The sequence below is a fragment of the Glycomyces algeriensis genome (assembly GCF_027622855.1).
Taxonomy (GTDB): domain Bacteria; phylum Actinomycetota; class Actinomycetes; order Mycobacteriales; family Micromonosporaceae; genus Glycomyces; species Glycomyces algeriensis.
Genome location: NZ_JAPZVR010000021.1, coordinates 42674 through 59281, shown reverse-complemented (window position 1 = coordinate 59281; position 16608 = coordinate 42674). Strand labels below are relative to the sequence as shown.

Below are 16608 nucleotides of genomic sequence, written 5' to 3'. Positions count from 1 at the left end.
AGAACTGGTCCGACACCGGGCAGAGATGATGGCTCGCAAGCTTCGCCAAAGCTGCGGATCCACAGCTCGCGAGCTTCGCCAAGGCTGCGAAACCGCGGCTTGCGAGCTTCGCCGAGAAGGGGAAAGCCGCCGGATGCTGAGCACTCGCAACCTCAAGGCAGGCGTGGTCCTGGACGGGCGGTACCGGCTCGAGCGCCGGATCGGCGGCGGCGGCATGGGCGACGTCTGGGAGGGCGTCGACACCACCCTCTGGCGCACCGTCGCCGTCAAGGTCCTCCTCGCCGACCTCGTCGACGACCGGGGCTTCCGCGAGCGCTTCCGCCGCGAGGCCCGGGCCATCGCCGTGATGCAGGGGCCCGGGGTCGTCGAGGTCTACGACTACGGCGAGATCGAGGACGAGGACGCCCAGCTCGCGTACCTGATCATGGAGTACGTGGACGGCAAGCCGCTCTCGCGGCTGCTCGGCCTCTGGGGCAAGCTCAGCCCGGCCGACTCGCTGCGCGTCATCGGCGGCGTGGCCGAGGCCCTGCACGTGGCCCACTCCGCCGGGATCGTCCACCGCGACATCAAGCCCGGGAACATCCTCGTGCGCGCGGACGGCTCGGTGGTCCTGGTGGACTTCGGGATCGCCCGCGTCAGCCACAACCTGACCCTCACCACCACCGGCGTCGTGCTCGGCACCGTCACGTACATGTCCCCCGAGCAGGCCGCGGGCGAGAACCTCACGGCCGCTTCGGACCTGTACTCGCTCGGCGTCGTCGCCCACCAGTGCCTGGCCGGATCGCCGCCGTTCAAAGCCGACACCCCGCTCGGGGTGCTCTCGGCCCACCTGCGCAACGCCCCGCCGCCGCTGCCCGCCGAAATCCCGTACGAGATCGCCGAGATCGTGCGGCGCTCGCTCCAGAAGGACCCCGCGGCGCGCTGGACCGACGCCGCGGAGCTGGCCGAGGCCTGCAACGAGGTGCGCGCCGCGATGCTCGGCGGCCGCGCACCCGCCCTGGCCCGGACCCGCGTGCAGCCCGCGCGGGCGGCGATCGGCACGGGCACCGGATCCGGCGTCGTGGGCCCGCCTTCGGGTGCGCATCGGCGCCCGACCTTGGAGGGCGACACCGGCCTCCGCTCGTACCAGACCGGGCTGCAACCGGTCTCGCGCGCCGTGCCGCAGTCGCCGCCGCGCGAACCCCACCTGTCCTCACCGCCGCCGCACACGGACGGGCACACGCTGCCGCCGTTCACCGGCTCGCACACCGGGGCGCACGCGGCGGCCCCGCGCACCGGGCCGACCGGCCCGGCCCCGGTACCCGCCGCCGAGAGCCCGCGCGACCGCCCGCGGCGGCGCGGCCTGTGGGTCTCGCTCGCCGCCACACTCGCGGCCGTGGCGGCCATCAGCGCCATCGCGATCACGCTGCCGTGGAACGAGCCTGACCGGGGCGGCGCCCTGCCGAGCGGCGAGACCGGCCTCGACGGCGCCGAGGTCCAAGGCCAGGACGGCGACGGCGGCGACTGGGACGAGGACGGCTACGACGAGGGCGATTCGCCTTCGGCCGACCCGAGCGAGACCGCCTCGGACGCAGGGGCTTCCGAGCCTGTGGCGGGGACGGCCTCGGCCGGGCCCTCGCTGACGCCGAGCGGCACGCCGAGCGCCGCCGAGAGCTCGTCACCGCCGCCGCCCGCGACGACCGCCGTGCCGAACGTGGTCACGCAGACCGAGTCCGACGCCCGCATGCGCATCGAGGAGTCCGGCCTCACCCCGGCCGTGGACTACGAGGGCGAAGGCGAGGCCCGCTGCGGCGTGGTGCGCCAGTCCCCCAGCGCCGGAAGCGAAGTCGACCCGGGCTCGACGGTGCAGCTGACCGTGAAGCGCGCCGCGGACGCGGAAGGGTGCAAGCCCGAGACCGGCGAGACGGAAGCCCCCGCAGAGGAGCAGTAAGGCTCACCGGCGGTTCGGCGAGCGCCGAGAGCGGTGCCTCGCCCGGCGGGCGGGCTGCGCGTGCAGTGTGAGGAGCAGGTTCCCCGGCCGCATTGCGCCGGCCGAGTCGGCAGCCCGCTTGCGGAGCTGCCCGACGGCGAGGACGGTGGCGGAATGCGGACGAGTCGCCGCCGCTGGTGCCGCGCTCGAGACGGCGTTTTGGGGCGATGACGCTGCCGAGGTGAGGGCTGGGTGCGACAGTCGGGATCGCGTCATGTCGGCGATCAGCGCATGCGGCGGCCCCGGCCGCGATCACCGACGACTTGCGCGACGGTCCCGGCCGACTGGCCGCGACCCGCCGGTCGAGGTGTCGCGGCTGCGACCGGGTTCACAGCGGGGTCCTGTCACCAACTCGGCCGGGGAGCGCTCTAGGAGTCGACACAGTTCGACGCGAAGGGAACTCCCCCATGATCATCGTCATCGGCGCCACCGGCCCGGTCGGCCGCTCCGCCATCACCCTGCTCAACGAGGCCGGTCACGACGTCGCCGCCGTCACCCGCGACCCCGGGGCCGCGCGGTTCCCGGAGGGCGTGCGCGTCATCGGCGCGGACCCGTCCGCGCCCGGCTCGCTCGACGCCTATTGGGAAGGCGTCGATGGCGTCCTGCTCAGCCCGCGTGCGGCCGGGGCGGAGGCCGCGAACCTGCTGAAGTCCGCCGCAGCCCAAGGCGTGCGGCGGGTGGCCGTGATCTCCTCTGCCACCGTGGCCCACCCCGCGGGCGAACCGCGGTTCGCCGAAGGGTTCAAGGCCGCCGAGCGCGCGGCCGAGGACTCCGGTCTGGCCTGGACGCACCTGCGCTGCACCGACTTCGCGACGAACACGCTCGCCTGGGCGCCGCAGGTCCCCAGCGGCTCGGTGCGCGGCGCCTACGCGAACGCGGCCTCGTCCACGATCCACGAGCGCGACATCGCCGCCGTGGCGGTCAAGACCCTCACGGAGATCGGGCACGAGGGCCGGTCCTATGTCATCACCGGCCCTGAATCGCTGACGCAGACCCGGAAGGCGCAGTTGCTCGGCGAGGCGCTCGGCCGCGACCTCGCGTATGTCGAGCTCCCACCCGAGCAGGTGCGGGCCGCGATGCTCGCCCAAGGCCTGCCCGCGGAGATCCCCGCGCGCCTGCTCGGCTCGCTCGCCGACTTCGCCCGCGAGGCCGGGCCGCACACCGACACCGTCGAACGCCTGCTCGGACGCCCCGCACTGACGTACCGGGAGTGGGCGGTCGAGCACGCGGCAGCCTTCAGCCGATAGCGGCCAGCGGCCAGCGGCCAGCGGCCAGCGGCGGCAGCATCGCTTCGGCAGCCTGCAGACGCGAAAGCGCCCGGCGACCTTGTGGTCGCCGGGCGCTGCTCGCTTCAGTCGCAGGCCGTTACTGGCCCGCCGCCGCTCTGGCGGCCTCGAGCTCGTCGAGTGCCGCGAGCAGTGCGTCCAGGGCCGCGCCCTCCTGCTCGTTCGAGCCGGAGGCCTGCGCCTCCTCGTACGCCGCCTGCGCCTCGAGGACGCTGGTGATGGCGGCCTCGACTTCCGGCGGGTCGGCCGGTGGCGCCTCGGTCGAAGGCGTCTCGCTCGGGGTCTCCGACGGCGTCTCGGTCGGCTCCTCGCCGCCGTCCGTCTCGCCCTCGTTCTGCTCGGCCTCGCTCGGCGCGCCGGACACGTACTTCTCGACCACCATCGCCACGGCCTCTTCGAACGTCGGCGCGAAGCCGACGTAGCCGCCGTAGCTGATCGCGACGTTCGTCAATCGAGGCAGGTCCTCGCCCTGGCCGCCCGCCTGCCGTCGCAGGTACATCGGCTCGAGGTACAGGATGCCGTCGCCGACCGGCAGCGCGAGCAGGTTGCCCCACTCGACCGTGGTGCCGGCCTGCGTGGCGTCCCTGAGCGTCGTCACCACCTCCGATGTGGACGTGATGATCTGGTGTATCTGCCGCACCGATTGATCGTCGCCGCCGACGACGTCGTAGATCTGGAGCTTCGGATCGCCGTTCTCGTCGTAGTAGCCCGACATGAGGCTCGCCAGCGCGTTCTCGCGGTTCCTCGGCGTGAAGGTGCTGGTGAGCTGGAAGTACGGCTGCGTCTGCTCCGGGTAGGTCGCGTACACGTAGTAGGCCGGCTGGATGACCGGCGACTGCTGCGACGGGTCCTCGGGGGTCGCCCAGGCCTCGCTGCCCTCGATGAAGGTGCGGGACTCGTCGACGTGGTAGCGCTGGAGCAGGTTGCGCTGGATCTTGAACAGGTCCTGCGGGTAGCGGAAGTGCGCCTCGAGGGACTCGGGGGTCTCCTCCTTCGGGGTGACGAGGTCGCCGCCGTAGATCTCGTTCCAGGCCTTGAGGATCGGGTCCTCGTCGTCGAACTCGTAGAGCTCGACGGAGCCGTCGTAGGCGTTCACGACGGCCTTGACCGAGGAGCGGATGTAGTTGATCTCCTCGGAGGGCTGGTTCGCGACGCCCTGGCCGGAGTAGGTGTCGTTCGTGGCCTCGGCGAGGTTGACCCGGTCGGAGTAGGGGAAGTCGTTGGTCGTCGTGTAGCCGTCGACGATCCAGACGATCTCGCCGTCGACGACGGCCGGGTACGGGTCGGCCTCGACGGTGAGGAACGGAGCGACCTGCTGGACGCGGTCGCGCACGTTGCGGTTGTAGAGCAGCTGCGACTCGTCGTTGATCTGGTCGGAGAGCAGGAAGCGGGGCTCCTGGAACTCCCAGGCGTAGAGGAGCCGGCGGCCGACGGAGCCGATGTCGATGCCGCCGTCGCCTTCGAAGGTGGTGTACCGGTCGGCGCCGATCTCCTCGGCGTCCTCTTCAGAGGAGTCCTCGTCGGCGACCGCGACGTCGATCGGCCGGTCGTACTCGCGCGGCGTCTCGTTGTCGGGGACGCCGACGATCGCGTACTCGTTGTTCAAGAGCCCGTAGTAGATCTGGGGCTTCTCGACGTCGATGATGTCGTTGCCGATCTGGCAGTTGCCGGGGTCGTCGGAGAGGACGCCCGAGGTGAAGCAGGGCGCGCCCGAGTCGCTCTCGGTGGTCGACGCGGAGACGAAGCCCCAGCCGTGCGTGTAGACGGTGTGGGCGACGGTCCAGTCCTGCTGCTCGTCGGCGAGCTGGCCGGGGTTGAGTTCGCGCAGGCCCACGACGAAGTCCTGGGTGACCTCTTCGCCGTTCTCGTCGGTGTAGGTGTAGCGGTCGATGTCGAGCTTCTCGTTGAAGTCGTAGAAGCTGCGCGGCTGCTGCGCCTGGGTGAACGCGTCGGAGACGACGAACGGGTCGATGAGGCGCACGAACGGGACCGTGGACTGGTCGGCGGCCATGGACTCGGCGTTGGGCTGGGAGGCGACCGGGTAGGTGGTGGTCTCCAGGTCCTCCATGCCGTACGCGTACCGGGTGCCGTCGATGGTGTGCTGGGCGTAGGGGCCTTCGCGCTGGGGGCGGTTGGGCTCGACCTGGAAGTTGCGGACGACGGCGGGGTAGATGCCGCCGGCGGCGATCGCGGTGACCACGACGAGGCCGAGGGCCGCGGCGGGAAGAGCAAGTGATCTTGTGAAGCCCCAGGAGAAGACGAGGATGACGACGGCCGCGATGAGGGAGACCCAGATGAGCGCCTCTTTGGCGTTCATGAGGGCGGTCATCTCGGTGTAGCCGCCGCCGACGATGCCGGTGACCTGGTTGTCCTGGGTGGTGAAGTCGTAGCGGTCGAACCAGTAGGCGACGGCCTTGAGCCCCAGGAAGAGCGCCACGAGCACCGAGAGGTGGATGCGGGCGACGTTGGTCATGCGGTCGCCGGTGCCGGAGAACCGGAGGGCGCCGTACAGGTAGTAGGCGCTGAGGGAGGCGAGGATGCCGACGACGACCGCGGCGAAGCCGAAGCCGATGAGGAACTGCCAGAACGGGAGTTCGAAGACGTAGAAGCCGGCGTCCATGTGCAGGACGGGGTCGGACTCGCCGAAGCTGCCGCCCTGGCGGAACAGCAGCCAGGTCTCCCAGCGGCTCTGCGCGGACATGCCGGCGAAGATGCCGACGATGACGGCGACGCCGCCGATCCACCAGCCGGCCTTGGGGGAGATGAGCTCGCGGTACCGTTCCAGGCCCTCCTGCTCGCTCGTGGCGGGCCAGGTGTCGGGGCGGAACCTGAAGGCGAGGTAGAGGTTGAGGCCGCACCAGGCGGCCATCGCCAGGGTGAAGACCCCGAAGAGCCCCAGGCGGGTCCACATCATGGTGGAGAACACGGCGGTGTAGCCGACCGAGTCGTACCAGAGGTAGTCGGTGCGCAGGCCGACGATCCAGCCCAGTACCGACAAGAGGACTATCGCCCCCACCAGGAGTATCAGGACGTAGCGTCCTCGTCGGCTCATCCGTGGGGGGGTGGGCGTCCGGTTCGCCACTGCAGCAACTCCTTCACGTCTTGCGGTGCAGGCTCGTGATGCTTGCGAGCCGTGGACTGGCAGGTCAGCAGGTGGTGACTTCTCCGCCGGCCGCTAGGGACTCGAGCGCCGAGACCGCGTCTGCGAGCGTCTCGACTCTGACAATAGTCATGTCTTCGGGGGCGACGGTGACGGCGTCCGAACAGTTCGAAGCCGGTGAGAGGAAGACTTCGGCGCCGGCTTCGTCCGCTCCGTGGATCTTCTGCTGGATGCCGCCGATGCCGCCGACGTTCCCTTCGGGGTCGATCTCGCCGGTGCCGGCGACGACCTTCCCGTCGGTCAGATCGCCCTCGGTGACCCGGTCGACGATGCCGAGCGCGAAGATCAGGCCGGCCGAGGGGCCGCCGATGTCGAGGGCCTCGGTGTCGATCTCGATGCCGTACGGATCGTCGTGCGTGGACTGCAGATCGGCGTCGCCGAGCGTCACTCCGGGGACTTCGACGCTTGCTCCGGCGCGCGTGACGGTCACCGTGGTTTCGCTCTCGGCGTAATCGGCGAGCCCTTGGAGCGAGGTGACGGCGGTGCCGTCGACGGCGGTGATGACGTCACCGGCGAGCAGGCCCCCGGAGTCGGCCACGACCTCGATGACGGCGGGCTCGCCCAGGTACCCGAGGGCGGCCTGCTCGGCGTTCGACTGGGACTCGGCCCAGTCGGCCTCCTGCTCCTCGGCGATCTCCTCCTCGGACTCGCCGGGAGGGTAGACCAGGTCGCGCGGGACGATCGCGTACTCATTGGACGTCCAGTAGCGCAGGGCCTGAACGAGGGTCACCGACTGCTTGACGCGCACCGTGGTGAGGCGCAGCTGCCCCTCGGAGGGGTATTCGGTGTCGGCCGTGATGATCTGGTGCTCGACGCCGTCGACCTCGCCGGCGCCGAGGACGTCCTCGGTGGGACCGTCGCTGAAGACCACGTAGGCGACGTCCATCATCAGGGCCTGCCAGGTCAGCACGGCCACCAGGACCGCACCCAACAGGACGGTGATTCCTCGCCTTCGCATGCGCGGAAGCCTACATGCCCTAGCCCACAGGCGCGTTCGGCCCGCAGCGAACAGGGCGCTTCAGTTCGGCGGGCCGTGGCCCGGGACCCCTACTCTGACGTACGGTTGGCCCATGGGCTCCGACATTCCTTTCGGCTTCGGCAACCTGGGCGGCGATCTGCCCGACCCGAACGACCCGCGGGTGCAGCAGATGATGCAGCAGCTGCAGCAGATGATGGCGCAGTCGCTGTCCTCCGGTCCGGTCAACTGGCAGCTGGCCAAGCAGCTCGCCGAGTCCGAGCTGAAGGCCGAGAACACCGTCGGCCCCGCCGAGCAGGCGCAGGTCGCCGAGGCCGTGCGCCTCGCCGACCTCTGGCTCGACTCGGCCGTGAACTGGCCCTCGGGCGTCACGGCCACTGACGCGTGGACCCGCAAGCAGTGGATCGCGCAGACCGAGAACTCCTGGAAGCAGCTCGCCGAGCCGCTCGCCGCCCAGATGGGCGAGGCGATGCAGACGCTCGTGCCCGAGGAGATGGCCGGGATGCTCGGCCCCATGGCCGACGTCATGAAGGGCGTCGGCTCGGCCCTGTTCGGGGCGCAGATGGGCCAGGCGCTCGCCAAGCTCGCCGGGGAGGTGCTGTCCTCTTCCGAGGTCGGCCTGCCGCTGGGCAAGACGGGCGTGGCCGCGCTGCTGCCGGGGAACCTCGCCGCTTACGCCGAGGGCCTGGAGCTGCCGGTCGAAGAGGTGCGGCTGTACGTGGCGTTGCGCGAAGCCGCGACGCACCGGCTGTTCACGCACGCGCCGTGGCTGCGCGCGCACCTGCTGGGGGCGCTGGAGGCGTACGCGCGGGAGATCCGCATCGACGAGTCCGCGATCGAAGAGGCCATGTCGGGCATGGACCCGATGGACCCCGAGGCCGCGGCGACCCTCGACCTGAGCGAGGTCTTCAAGACCGAGGACACCGAGCAGCAGAAGGCCGCCCTGTCGCGCCTGGGCACGACGCTGGCGCTCATCGCCGGCTGGGTGAACACGGTCGTGGCCGAGGCCGTGGGCGACCGGCTGCCGACGATCGACCGGCTCATGGAGGCCGCACGGCGGCGCCGGGCCACCGGCGGGCCCGCCGAACAGACGTTCGAGGCGCTGGTCGGGCTCGAGCTCGACCCGGCGAAGGTGCGGGCGGCGACCCGGCTGTGGCACTCGCTCACCGAGGCGCGCGGCATCGAGGGCCGCGAGGCGGTCTGGGCGCACCCCGACCTCATGCCGAGCGCGGGCGACCTGGAGCACCCCGAGGGGTTCGCGACGGTCTCCGAGGCGCTCGAGGACCTCGACATGTCGATGTTCGACCAGCTCGCGGTCAACGACCCGAAGGACGAGGACGACGAGGAGCCCGGCGAGAAGTAGCCCCGGCACGGCGCCGGCTCGCGCCTACCGCGGGTCGCTCGCCTCGGCGTCCGCGATGCCCTCGAGGTAGCCGCGGGCCCGCTCGGCCTTGGAGTAGCGGGCCACCATGTCCCAGAACGGGCGCGAGTGGTCGGGGTGGACCAAGTGCGCGAGTTCATGGAGCAGGACGTAGTCGATCACCCATGAGGGCATCATCATGATCCGCCGGGAGATGCGGATCGTGCCGTCCGAGGGGGTGCACGAACCCCACCGGCGCTGCTGGTTGTCGACCCATCGAACGCTCCTGGGGGCGGCGCATTCGGGGTGCTCGGGGTAGTACCGGCGGGCGAGCCTGACGGCTCGGTCTCGCAGGGCGGTGTCGGACGCGCGGCCGTCACGGGCCTCTCGCTTCCGCAGCCTTGCGAGCATGTGGTCGATCCACTCCTGCTCCTCCGTCTCGGAGAAGGCGTCAGGGATCATGACGACCACGCGGCCACGTTCTTCGTAGGCCGCTACGGTTGCCCGGCGTCGGGGAGAGCGCCGCACTTCAACGGGGGGATGCACTTTGCGCGCCATGAACGCACACTAAACCCGGGGGGTGACAATCGCATAACGCGGATGTCGCGATTGCGGTGAGAGCAGTGAAATGCCAAGAAAATCCCCTCGCCGATTTCCCGCAGAATGGGATCAGACGAGGGGGTGGGGCCGTCCGGCCCCGAGGTCACGATTCCTTGCCGAGAATCCGGTTCATCTTGGTGCCGCACACCGGGCAGGTGCCCTTCGCCATCCGGCGGCCCGAGTCGGAGACGACCACGGTGCCCTCGAAGTCACGCTTCTCGCGGCACTTGACGCAGTATCCGGTGTAGGTCTTCGTCGCTTGAGCCACTGGTTTCCCCCTGTTGTGCGCGAGTCTGTGATGCAGACCCTGTTGCCACGATCACTCTGTGCGATCGTTCGGCCTCAGAATGCCACAGATTTCACGCCTGTAAGCCCCGCCTCGCCGCTTCACCCGAGAGGGTGACGTCAGCACAGCACCCGAGAGGGTGACCTTGGCGCAGCACCCGAGAGGTGACGTTGCTGCAGTACCCGGTGGATGGCATGCAGCTCCGGGCCGGCAGGCGTAAGGGACGCCTGGGCCGTTACAGGGACGCCGGGCGGGAGCCGAGACGCGGCGACATGGCGTGCCTGTGCCGTCGCCAACTGCCGCTTCGCCGTGAGAGCATTGGGAACGTGAGCGACAGGCATGGACCGGCCCATTCGGGTGACGACCTCCCGCGCCGGGCGATCGTACGGGGAATGAAACTCGCCTCGCTGCCCCTGGGGCTGGCGGGCCGGGCGACCTTGGGCCTGGGCAAGCGGGTGACCGGGCTGGCCGACGAGATCCTGAGCGAGCAGGCGCAGCGGCGTACCGCCGAGCACGTGTTCAGCGTGCTCGGGCAGCTCAAGGGCGGGGCGATGAAGCTCGGCCAGGCCCTGTCGATCTTCGAGGCGGCCCTGCCCGAACACCTGGCCGCGCCGTACCGCCAGGCGCTGACGAAACTCCAGAACGCCGCTCCCCCGCTGCCGGTGGCCAGCGTCCACGGGGTGCTCGAACGGCAGATGGGCGCCGACTGGCGCGACCGCTTCGACGAGTTCGACGACGCGCCGGCCGCGGCCGCGAGCATCGGGCAGGTCCACCGCGCGGTGTGGCACGACGGCCGCCAGGTCGCCGTCAAGATCCAGTACCCGGGTGCGGGCGACGCGCTCCGCTCCGACCTGCGCCACCTCTCGCGCATGGCCCCCATGTTCAAAGTGCTGCAACCGAACTTCGACGTCAAGAAGATCACCGTGGAGCTGCGGGAGCGGCTCCTCGAAGAGCTCGACTACGAGCTGGAGGCGGCCACCCAGCGGCAGTTCGCCGAGGCGTTCCTGGACGACCCGCTCATCGTGGTGCCGCAAGTGGTGCACGCGAGCGGCGAAGTGCTGGTGACCGAGTGGATCGCCGGACGCCCGCTGTCCGAGGTCATCACCGAGGGCACGCAGGAGGAGCGGGACGCGGCCGGCCTGCGGTTGGCGACCCTGCACTTCTCGGCGCCCAAGCGCGCCGGGCTCCTGCACGCCGACCCGCACCCGGGGAACTTCGCGATAGGCGAGGACGGTCGACTCGTGGTCTACGACTTCGGCGCGGCGGCTCGCATGCCCGGCGGCATGCCGGTGCAGGTCGGGCGGTTGACGCGGCTCACCCTCGACGGGAAGGCCGACGACGTGGTCGCCGGGCTGCGCGGCGAGGGCTTCGTCCCGCCGGGCCTGGACATCGACGCGAAGGCGATGCTCGAACTGCTCCAGCCGATGCTCGAGCCGATCGCGGGCGAGGAGTTCCAGTTCTCGCGCGAGTGGCTGCGCAAGGAGAGCACCCGGCTGACCGGGCAGGGTTCCGAGACGGCGAAGCTGAACAAGCAGATGAGCTTCCCGCCCGCGTACCTGTTGATCCACCGCGTGACCATGGGCTCGATCGGGGTTCTCTGCCAGCTCGGCGCGACCGCGAAGTGGCGCTCGATCCTCGAGGAGTGGCTCCCCGGCTTCGCGGACCCGGAAGGCACCGACCCCAACCGCTGAGCACCGCTCGCATACGCGCACGTTGTCGTACCCGCGAGACACCCTTGGTTCAGGGGCCGTCACGAATGAGCATGCCTCGCATCTCCACTTGGTGTCGCACCCCTGCGAGACCATGGATTCGGGGGTGCCTCCACATGTCCGAATTGCACAGACCCTCCCAGACACTCCCGGTCGCAACCCTGGGCACAACCCTGAGCACAATCCTGGGCACAACAAAAGGGGCCCATCCCCTCTCAGGGATGGACCCCTTCAGCCAACGCGGTTAGTGCGTCGTCAAAGTCGGCCCCGGCGGCGGTGCCGTCCGGTGTGTCGCGGCGTCCGGGCGTAGCCGGCTTCCTTCCACAGGCTCCGCATCCGGAGTCGTCCGACCCCGCTGAACAGCGAGCCCGTCTCGGTCAGCGGCCGGACCGCTTCGATCTCCGCGTTCAGGAGGACTTCGAGTTCCGGCGCGCCGACATCCTTCTTGAGATGGCGGCTCAGGTAGTCGACCGTCATGACACCGTCACCCCCGCGAGCGCGAGTTCCCGGGTCCGCTGGGCGAGCTCCGCCTGGGCGGCCTGCTCGATGAGCGCGGCGTCCTTGCGGGGCCGGCCGCGGGGCCGCTTGCGGGCCACGACGTTCCCCTTCTCGAAGATCTCGCCGCCCCACACGCCCCAGGGCTCGTGGCGCTCGAGCGCGCCGGCCAGGCAGGCCAGCCGCACCGGGCAGTCGGTGCACAGGGACTTGGCGAACTCCAGTTCGGTGGGCTGCTCCGAGAACCACAGGTCCGCGTCGTACTCGCGGCAGGCCAGGTCGCCGCCGGTCTCGCGGGCCTGGTCTCGCAGCTCGGGTCCGATGAGGGTGTCGGTCATGAACTCGGTCTCCTCTCTCATCTCGATGGTCTTCTCGACGTTCGGTCGCATCAGTGCTGTCTGAGGACTCAATTGCTTCGCAATCTGTCTCGTCTGTCTTCTACTGGCGGGCCGCGACCTCGTCGATTGATCCGCAGACGTCTCCCGACGTGCGTTTCAGCCATACAAAAAGGCCGCGATCCCTGGGGCGGGATTCGCGGCCTCGAGAGTTCCGAGCGGGCTTAGCTGTAAGCCCTTTCGATGATCTCGAGGCGGTCTCCCGCGGGTGGCGCCGTGACGCTTCTCGGAGCCGTTGACCGGCTGCCAACCGAGGCCCGCGAATGCACGGCCACGTCCGAGCGCAACGTCAGCGCCCATATCGGTGTTGTCGATGGTCTTCACGGTGCTCAGCGTCGTGATCTGGACGGCGCCGGGCAGAGTGGTGCCACGAACCGGGGCGGAGACGGGCGCGATGTGCCGATAGACGTCGGCTGCGAACGCCACGCCGAGCGGCGTCGTGCTCTGGGTTTCGTTGAGCAGCTTCATCGTCTGTCCCCTCCCTTCGGGTTTCGTGGTCAACATGGTGTCTTCATCTCCTAGTCGCCGGGCGCGGTGACGGCTCGCAAGCTTTGCCGTATTCCGCCTTGAGGCGCACACCTCACCTGGCTCGAGCAACGCTACGCCCGTCTCGCGCGGGAGCGCAACGTCTTTTTCTGCGAGTCTCGCGAGAAAGTTTTTGCCGTGAGATTTACCGGTCAAGTACCGCTCAGGACTCGCTGTTGCACATCTCGATGGCCTCCGTCACCTCTCCGCCGTTGACCAGGTGCAACACCGCCGGACCGTATTTGTCGAGTTTGGACTTTCCGATGCCGTGGAGGGAGGCGAGCTCGCTGTCGGATCCCGGACACCGCTCGGCGATAGCGATCAACGTCACATCCGTGAAGACCGTGAAGGCGGGTTTACCGTCCTGCTTGGCCACGCTGACCCGCCATTCGCGCAGCCGCTCGAACAAGCCCTCGTCCATAGTGGCGGGACAATCGTCGCAATGCCCCAGCTTGCGGTCGCGCGCGTCGGTGAGCGGCTTGCCGCAGCCGGAGCAGTCGAGGACCTTGGCCTTCCTGCGCTCGCGCGGTTTCGGCGCGGCCGCACCGGGGTCGGTCGGGCGCGGGAAGCCGCCGAGGCCGAGCGGCGCGAGGAAGCGGCAGAGCCGCCGCTCGCGCCCGCCCGCGTTGCGGGCGAGCCCGTAGGAGAGCTGCAGGCGCTCGCGGGCGCGGGTGATGCCGACGTACAGCAGGCGGCGCTCCTCCTCCAGCGCGGTCTCGGTGCGGGCGAAGGTGGTCGGCAGCGTGCCGTCGGCCAGGCCGACCAGGAACACCGCGTCCCACTCGAGGCCCTTGGCGGCGTGGAGGCTCGCGAGGGTGACGCCCTCGACGGCCGGCGCGTGCTGCTCGGCGGCCCGCCGGGAGAGCTCGGCGCAGAACGCCTCGAGGTCCGGGTCCGGGCCTTCCTCGTCGGGATTCGCCCGGTGGTGCTCCAAGAACTGTTCAGAAAGGGCCGCGATCGCCGCGACCGCTTCGTACGCTTCGCGTTGCGCCCCACCGGAAGGCGCGGCGTCAGGGCGCCAGCCGACCGCTTCGAGCGCGGCGGGCACCGCCTCGGACAGCGGCATCGCGCCGATCTCGGTCTTGGCGGCCGAGCGCAGGGCGACCACGGCCTGGCGCACCTCGGGCCGGTCGAAGAAGCGCGCGGCGCCGGTGATCACCGTGGGGACGCCGTAGGAGGCCAGCGCCTCTTCATAGGCCTGCGACTGGGCGTTGGTGCGGTAGAGGACCGCGATCTCCGACGGGCTCAGGCCGTCTGCGATGAACTTGGCGCAGCGGCGGGCGATCATGTCCGCCTCCTCGGCCTCGTCCGCGAAGACCTCGGCGGTGACGGCGGGGCCGTCGGGCCGCTGGCCGATGAGCTCGAGGCGCATCTTCGCTTCGCGCCCTTTGGACTCGCCGATGATCTGGTTGGCGAGGCCGACCACCTGCGGGGTGGAGCGGTAGTCGCGCACCAGGCGCACGAGCGAGGCGTTGCGGTACCGGCGGGTGAAGTCGAGGAGGTTCCGGGAGCTGGCGCCGGTGAAGGAGTAGATGGTCTGGCTGGCGTCGCCCACGACGGTGATGTCGTCGCGGTCGCCGACCCAGGCGTCGAGCAGCCGCTGCTGGAGCGGGGTGACGTCCTGGTACTCGTCGACGACGAAGAACCGGTACTGGCTGCGGATCTGGTCGGCGGTGGCGGCGTGGTCGGTGATGAGGTCGGCGGTGTACGCGAGCACGTCGGCGAAGTCCATGACGCCGGCGCGGCGCTTGGCCTCGATGTAGGCGGCGTAGACCTTGGCGACGTCCTCGGGGGCGGCGGGGGCGTCGCGGCCGAGGGCGGCGATGGCGCTCACGTAGTCGTCGGGGCCGATGAGGGATGAGGCGGCCCATTCGATCTCGGTGGTGAGGTCGAAGTTCTTGGCGCGGGAGGTCTGGAGTCCGGCGCGGGCGGCGGCGATGGCGGTGAACTTGAGGGTGGAGTCGACGAGTTCGGGGAGCTGGCCGCCGAAGCGGCGGGTGCCGAAGTAGCGGAGCTGGCGCAGGGCCGCGGAGTGGAAGGTGCGGGCGTTGACGCCGGCGACGCCGAGGCCGCGGAGGCGGTCGCGCATCTCCCCGGCCGCGCGGGCGGTGAAGGTGACGGCCGTGACGTGCTGGCCGCGCATGTCGCCGCGCAGGACCCGCCAGGCGATGCGGTGGGTGACGGCGCGGGTCTTGCCGGTGCCGGCGCCGGCGAGGATGCAGACCGGCCCGGGCGGGGCGGTCACCGCCTCGCGCTGTTCAGGGTCGAGTCCGGTGAGGAGTTGTTCGATGGCCTGATCGCGTGCGGTCATCCGACCAGTGTCCCAGAGGCGTCCGACAAGAACTGGCGGGCCGCTGTCGAAAGCTTTCGGCTCGCACGTCCCGCGGGACGTGAGGACCGCCACGATGATCTGCGTCGGGAAGGAATGCCCCTGGGCGGTACCGCGTTAGTGTCGATAGACGAAGGAGGATCGATGATCACCATGTACAGCACCACCTGGTGCGGTTACTGCAAGCGGCTGAAGTCGGCGTTCGACCGGGAGGGTGTGCTCTTCAAAGAGGTCAACATCGAGGAGGACCCCGAGGCCGCGGCGTTCGTCATGGGGGTCAACGGCGGCAACATGACCGTCCCGACCGTGCTGTTCGAGGACGGCAGCGCCCTCACCAATCCCTCTCTCGCGCAGGTGAAAGCGAAGATCAGCGCTTGACCTGTGCCACATACCGAGACTATGGTCACGTTTAGGACACAAAGCCGGTACGATGCCCTATAGTTGACTCGTCAAGCTTGCTTAGCGACTTCGAGGGGTGGTCGCTAAGCATTCAGGCCCGGGATGGATCCGTCCCGGGCCTTTTTTCATGTGCATTGTCGTTCGTGTGCACTGTCGTGAGCAATGGAGCCCCCATGTCGTCACCTCGCGCCGCCCTCGGCGTCACCCTCGTTCTGGCCGCGTCGCTGTTCTTCGGCGTCTGCGGCCCCTTCGGCAAGGTCGTGATCCAGGCCGGCCTCACCCCGATCCAGGTCACGTGGCTGCGCATCTGCGGTGTCGGCCTCATCGCGGTCGCCGCCGCCGTCGTGCCGCTCCTGCGGCTGCGCGGCAAGGACGAACGCCTCCCCTGGGGCGGGCTGGTCCTGTTCGGCCTCACCGCCATCGCCGCGGTGCAGGCCTTCTACTTCATCGCGGTCGAGCGCCTGCCCGTCGGCATCGCGCTCCTGCTGGAGTTCATGGGCCCGATCGTGGTCGTCGCCTGGGTGCGGTTCGTGCGGCGCACCGTGTTGCCGCGCGCCGCGGTGATCGGGACGCTCCTGAGCATCGCGGGCCTGTGCATCGTCGTCGAGGTCTGGTCGGGCCTGCGGCTCGATGCGGTGGGCCTGGTCGCCGGTTCGGCCGCGGCCGCCTGCCAGGCCACGTACTTCCTCTCGGGCGAGAAGCTCACCGCGAAGGTGGACGTGCGGGTGCTGCTCGCGGTCGGCTTCGCCGTCGGCGCGGTCGCGTTGGCGCCCTTCGCCGCTCCGTGGGCGCTGGACTGGTCGGCGCTGTCGTCGCAGGTCGCGCTCGGCGGCGTCGAGACGACCGGGATGGCGAGCGTGCTGCTGCTCATCGGCTGCACGGCGCTCGCGTACGGGCTGGGCCTGAGTGGGCTGCGCTTCATCACGGCGCCCGTCGCCGGCGGGATCGGGTACGCCGAGGTCGTGGTGGCCTCGATCTCCGCGTGGGCGCTGCTCGGCGAGGCGCTGACGGTGCCGCAGGTCATCGGCGGGTTCGTCGTGATCGCCGGGGTGTTCACCGCGCAGCGCGCCGTGTCCGCCAAGGCGGGAGTGCCGGACGAGACCGCCGAAGCGGCCGTCA

13 protein-coding genes and 1 pseudogene are annotated in these 16608 nt (G+C 70.1%); 6 read left to right on the top strand and 8 right to left on the bottom strand.

Annotated elements, in window-relative coordinates; genetic code table 11:
* Positions 1 to 133: 133 nt before the first annotated feature.
* Positions 134 to 1930: a serine/threonine-protein kinase gene (locus O2L52_RS23320; RefSeq protein ID WP_270118519.1), complete on the top strand. Its 1797-nt coding sequence runs from the start codon at positions 134 to 136 to the stop codon at positions 1928 to 1930.
* Between the two features lie 446 nt (positions 1931 to 2376).
* Entirely contained in the window at positions 2377 to 3216 is an 840-nt protein-coding gene (locus tag O2L52_RS23315) for an NAD(P)H-binding protein (protein ID WP_270118518.1), read from the top strand.
* A 118-nt stretch (positions 3217 to 3334) separates the two neighbouring features.
* Here the strand turns inward: O2L52_RS23315 and O2L52_RS23310 are convergent, their stop codons facing one another.
* Both O2L52_RS23310 and O2L52_RS23305 read right to left on the bottom strand, forming a co-directional pair.
* Positions 3335 to 6307 carry a UPF0182 family membrane protein gene (locus O2L52_RS23310; protein WP_270118517.1) on the bottom strand — a complete coding sequence of 991 codons (2973 nt, stop codon included), beginning with the start codon at positions 6305 to 6307 and terminating at the stop codon, positions 3335 to 3337.
* 94 nt (positions 6308 to 6401) lie between these two features.
* Entirely contained in the window at positions 6402 to 7373 is a 972-nt protein-coding gene (locus O2L52_RS23305) for a YlbL family protein (RefSeq protein WP_270118516.1), read from the bottom strand.
* Between the two features lie 112 nt (positions 7374 to 7485).
* Here O2L52_RS23305 and O2L52_RS23300 point away from each other — a divergent pair, with 112 nt between their 5' ends.
* Entirely contained in the window at positions 7486 to 8754 is a 1269-nt protein-coding gene (locus tag O2L52_RS23300; protein WP_270118515.1) for a zinc-dependent metalloprotease, read from the top strand.
* A gap of 24 nt (positions 8755 to 8778) precedes the next feature.
* On the opposite strand, the gene O2L52_RS23295 is transcribed toward O2L52_RS23300, so the two are convergent.
* Together O2L52_RS23295 and O2L52_RS23290 are read right to left on the bottom strand one after the other, a co-directional pair.
* The gene (locus tag O2L52_RS23295) at positions 8779 to 9309 is read right to left on the bottom strand and encodes a M48 metallopeptidase family protein (protein ID WP_344473657.1); all 531 of its coding nucleotides are present in this window, start codon (positions 9307 to 9309) and stop codon (positions 8779 to 8781) included.
* A 145-nt stretch (positions 9310 to 9454) separates the two neighbouring features.
* Entirely contained in the window at positions 9455 to 9619 is a 165-nt protein-coding gene (locus O2L52_RS23290; protein ID WP_205327395.1) for a DUF5679 domain-containing protein, read from the bottom strand.
* 410 nt (positions 9620 to 10029) lie between these two features.
* Here O2L52_RS23290 and O2L52_RS23285 point away from each other — a divergent pair, with 410 nt between their 5' ends.
* The gene (locus O2L52_RS23285; protein WP_270118514.1) at positions 10030 to 11328 is read left to right on the top strand and encodes an ABC1 kinase family protein; all 1299 of its coding nucleotides are present in this window, start codon (positions 10030 to 10032) and stop codon (positions 11326 to 11328) included.
* Positions 11329 to 11601: 273 nt separating this feature from the next.
* Here the strand turns inward: O2L52_RS23285 and O2L52_RS23280 are convergent, their stop codons facing one another.
* From O2L52_RS23280 to O2L52_RS23265, 4 genes are all read right to left on the bottom strand, one after another.
* Positions 11602 to 11823 carry a hypothetical protein gene (locus O2L52_RS23280; RefSeq protein WP_270118513.1) on the bottom strand — a complete coding sequence of 74 codons (222 nt, stop codon included), beginning with the start codon at positions 11821 to 11823 and terminating at the stop codon, positions 11602 to 11604.
* A complete protein-coding gene (locus tag O2L52_RS23275) occupies positions 11820 to 12179 on the bottom strand; it encodes a WhiB family transcriptional regulator (RefSeq protein WP_309299879.1) in 360 nt (119 codons plus the stop codon). The genes O2L52_RS23280 and O2L52_RS23275 overlap by 4 nt, the downstream gene beginning before the upstream one ends.
* 156 nt (positions 12180 to 12335) lie before the next feature.
* Positions 12336 to 12704, bottom strand: a complete 369-nt coding sequence (locus tag O2L52_RS23270; RefSeq protein WP_270118511.1) for a hypothetical protein — start codon at positions 12702 to 12704, stop codon at positions 12336 to 12338.
* A 220-nt stretch (positions 12705 to 12924) separates the two neighbouring features.
* Positions 12925 to 15072 (bottom strand): ATP-dependent DNA helicase UvrD2, encoded by a 2148-nt coding sequence (locus O2L52_RS23265; protein WP_270118510.1) that lies wholly within the window; start codon positions 15070 to 15072, stop codon positions 12925 to 12927.
* Between the two features lie 162 nt (positions 15073 to 15234).
* Here O2L52_RS23265 and O2L52_RS23260 point away from each other — a divergent pair, with 162 nt between their 5' ends.
* Both O2L52_RS23260 and O2L52_RS25520 read left to right on the top strand, forming a co-directional pair.
* Complete coding sequence (locus O2L52_RS23260) at positions 15235 to 15468, top strand: mycoredoxin (RefSeq protein ID WP_270118509.1); 234 nt, start codon at positions 15235 to 15237, stop codon at positions 15466 to 15468.
* Positions 15469 to 15662: 194 nt separating this feature from the next.
* Positions 15663 to 16484, top strand: a pseudogene (locus O2L52_RS25520) (EamA family transporter); the annotation flags it as partial.
* Positions 16485 to 16608: the final 124 nt, after the last annotated feature.

Excerpts from the sequence above, each read along its gene's own strand:
- O2L52_RS23320 (WP_270118519.1), top strand. The coding sequence starts at position 134 with ATGCTGAGCACTCGCAACCTCAAGGCAGGCGTGGTCCTGGACGGGCGG.
- O2L52_RS23315 (WP_270118518.1), top strand. The coding sequence starts at position 2,377 with ATGATCATCGTCATCGGCGCCACCGGCCCGGTCGGCCGCTCCGCCATC.
- O2L52_RS23310 (WP_270118517.1), bottom strand. The coding sequence starts at position 6,307 with ATGAGCCGACGAGGACGCTACGTCCTGATACTCCTGGTGGGGGCGATA.
- O2L52_RS23305 (WP_270118516.1), bottom strand. The coding sequence starts at position 7,373 with ATGCGAAGGCGAGGAATCACCGTCCTGTTGGGTGCGGTCCTGGTGGCC.
- O2L52_RS23300 (WP_270118515.1), top strand. The coding sequence starts at position 7,486 with ATGGGCTCCGACATTCCTTTCGGCTTCGGCAACCTGGGCGGCGATCTG.
- O2L52_RS23295 (WP_344473657.1), bottom strand. The coding sequence starts at position 9,309 with ATGGCGCGCAAAGTGCATCCCCCCGTTGAAGTGCGGCGCTCTCCCCGA.
- O2L52_RS23285 (WP_270118514.1), top strand. The coding sequence starts at position 10,030 with ATGAAACTCGCCTCGCTGCCCCTGGGGCTGGCGGGCCGGGCGACCTTG.
- O2L52_RS23280 (WP_270118513.1), bottom strand. The coding sequence starts at position 11,823 with ATGACGGTCGACTACCTGAGCCGCCATCTCAAGAAGGATGTCGGCGCG.
- O2L52_RS23275 (WP_309299879.1), bottom strand. The coding sequence starts at position 12,179 with ATGACCGACACCCTCATCGGACCCGAGCTGCGAGACCAGGCCCGCGAG.
- O2L52_RS23270 (WP_270118511.1), bottom strand. The coding sequence starts at position 12,704 with ATGAAGCTGCTCAACGAAACCCAGAGCACGACGCCGCTCGGCGTGGCG.
- O2L52_RS23265 (WP_270118510.1), bottom strand. The coding sequence starts at position 15,072 with ATGACCGCACGCGATCAGGCCATCGAACAACTCCTCACCGGACTCGAC.
- O2L52_RS23260 (WP_270118509.1), top strand. The coding sequence starts at position 15,235 with ATGATCACCATGTACAGCACCACCTGGTGCGGTTACTGCAAGCGGCTG.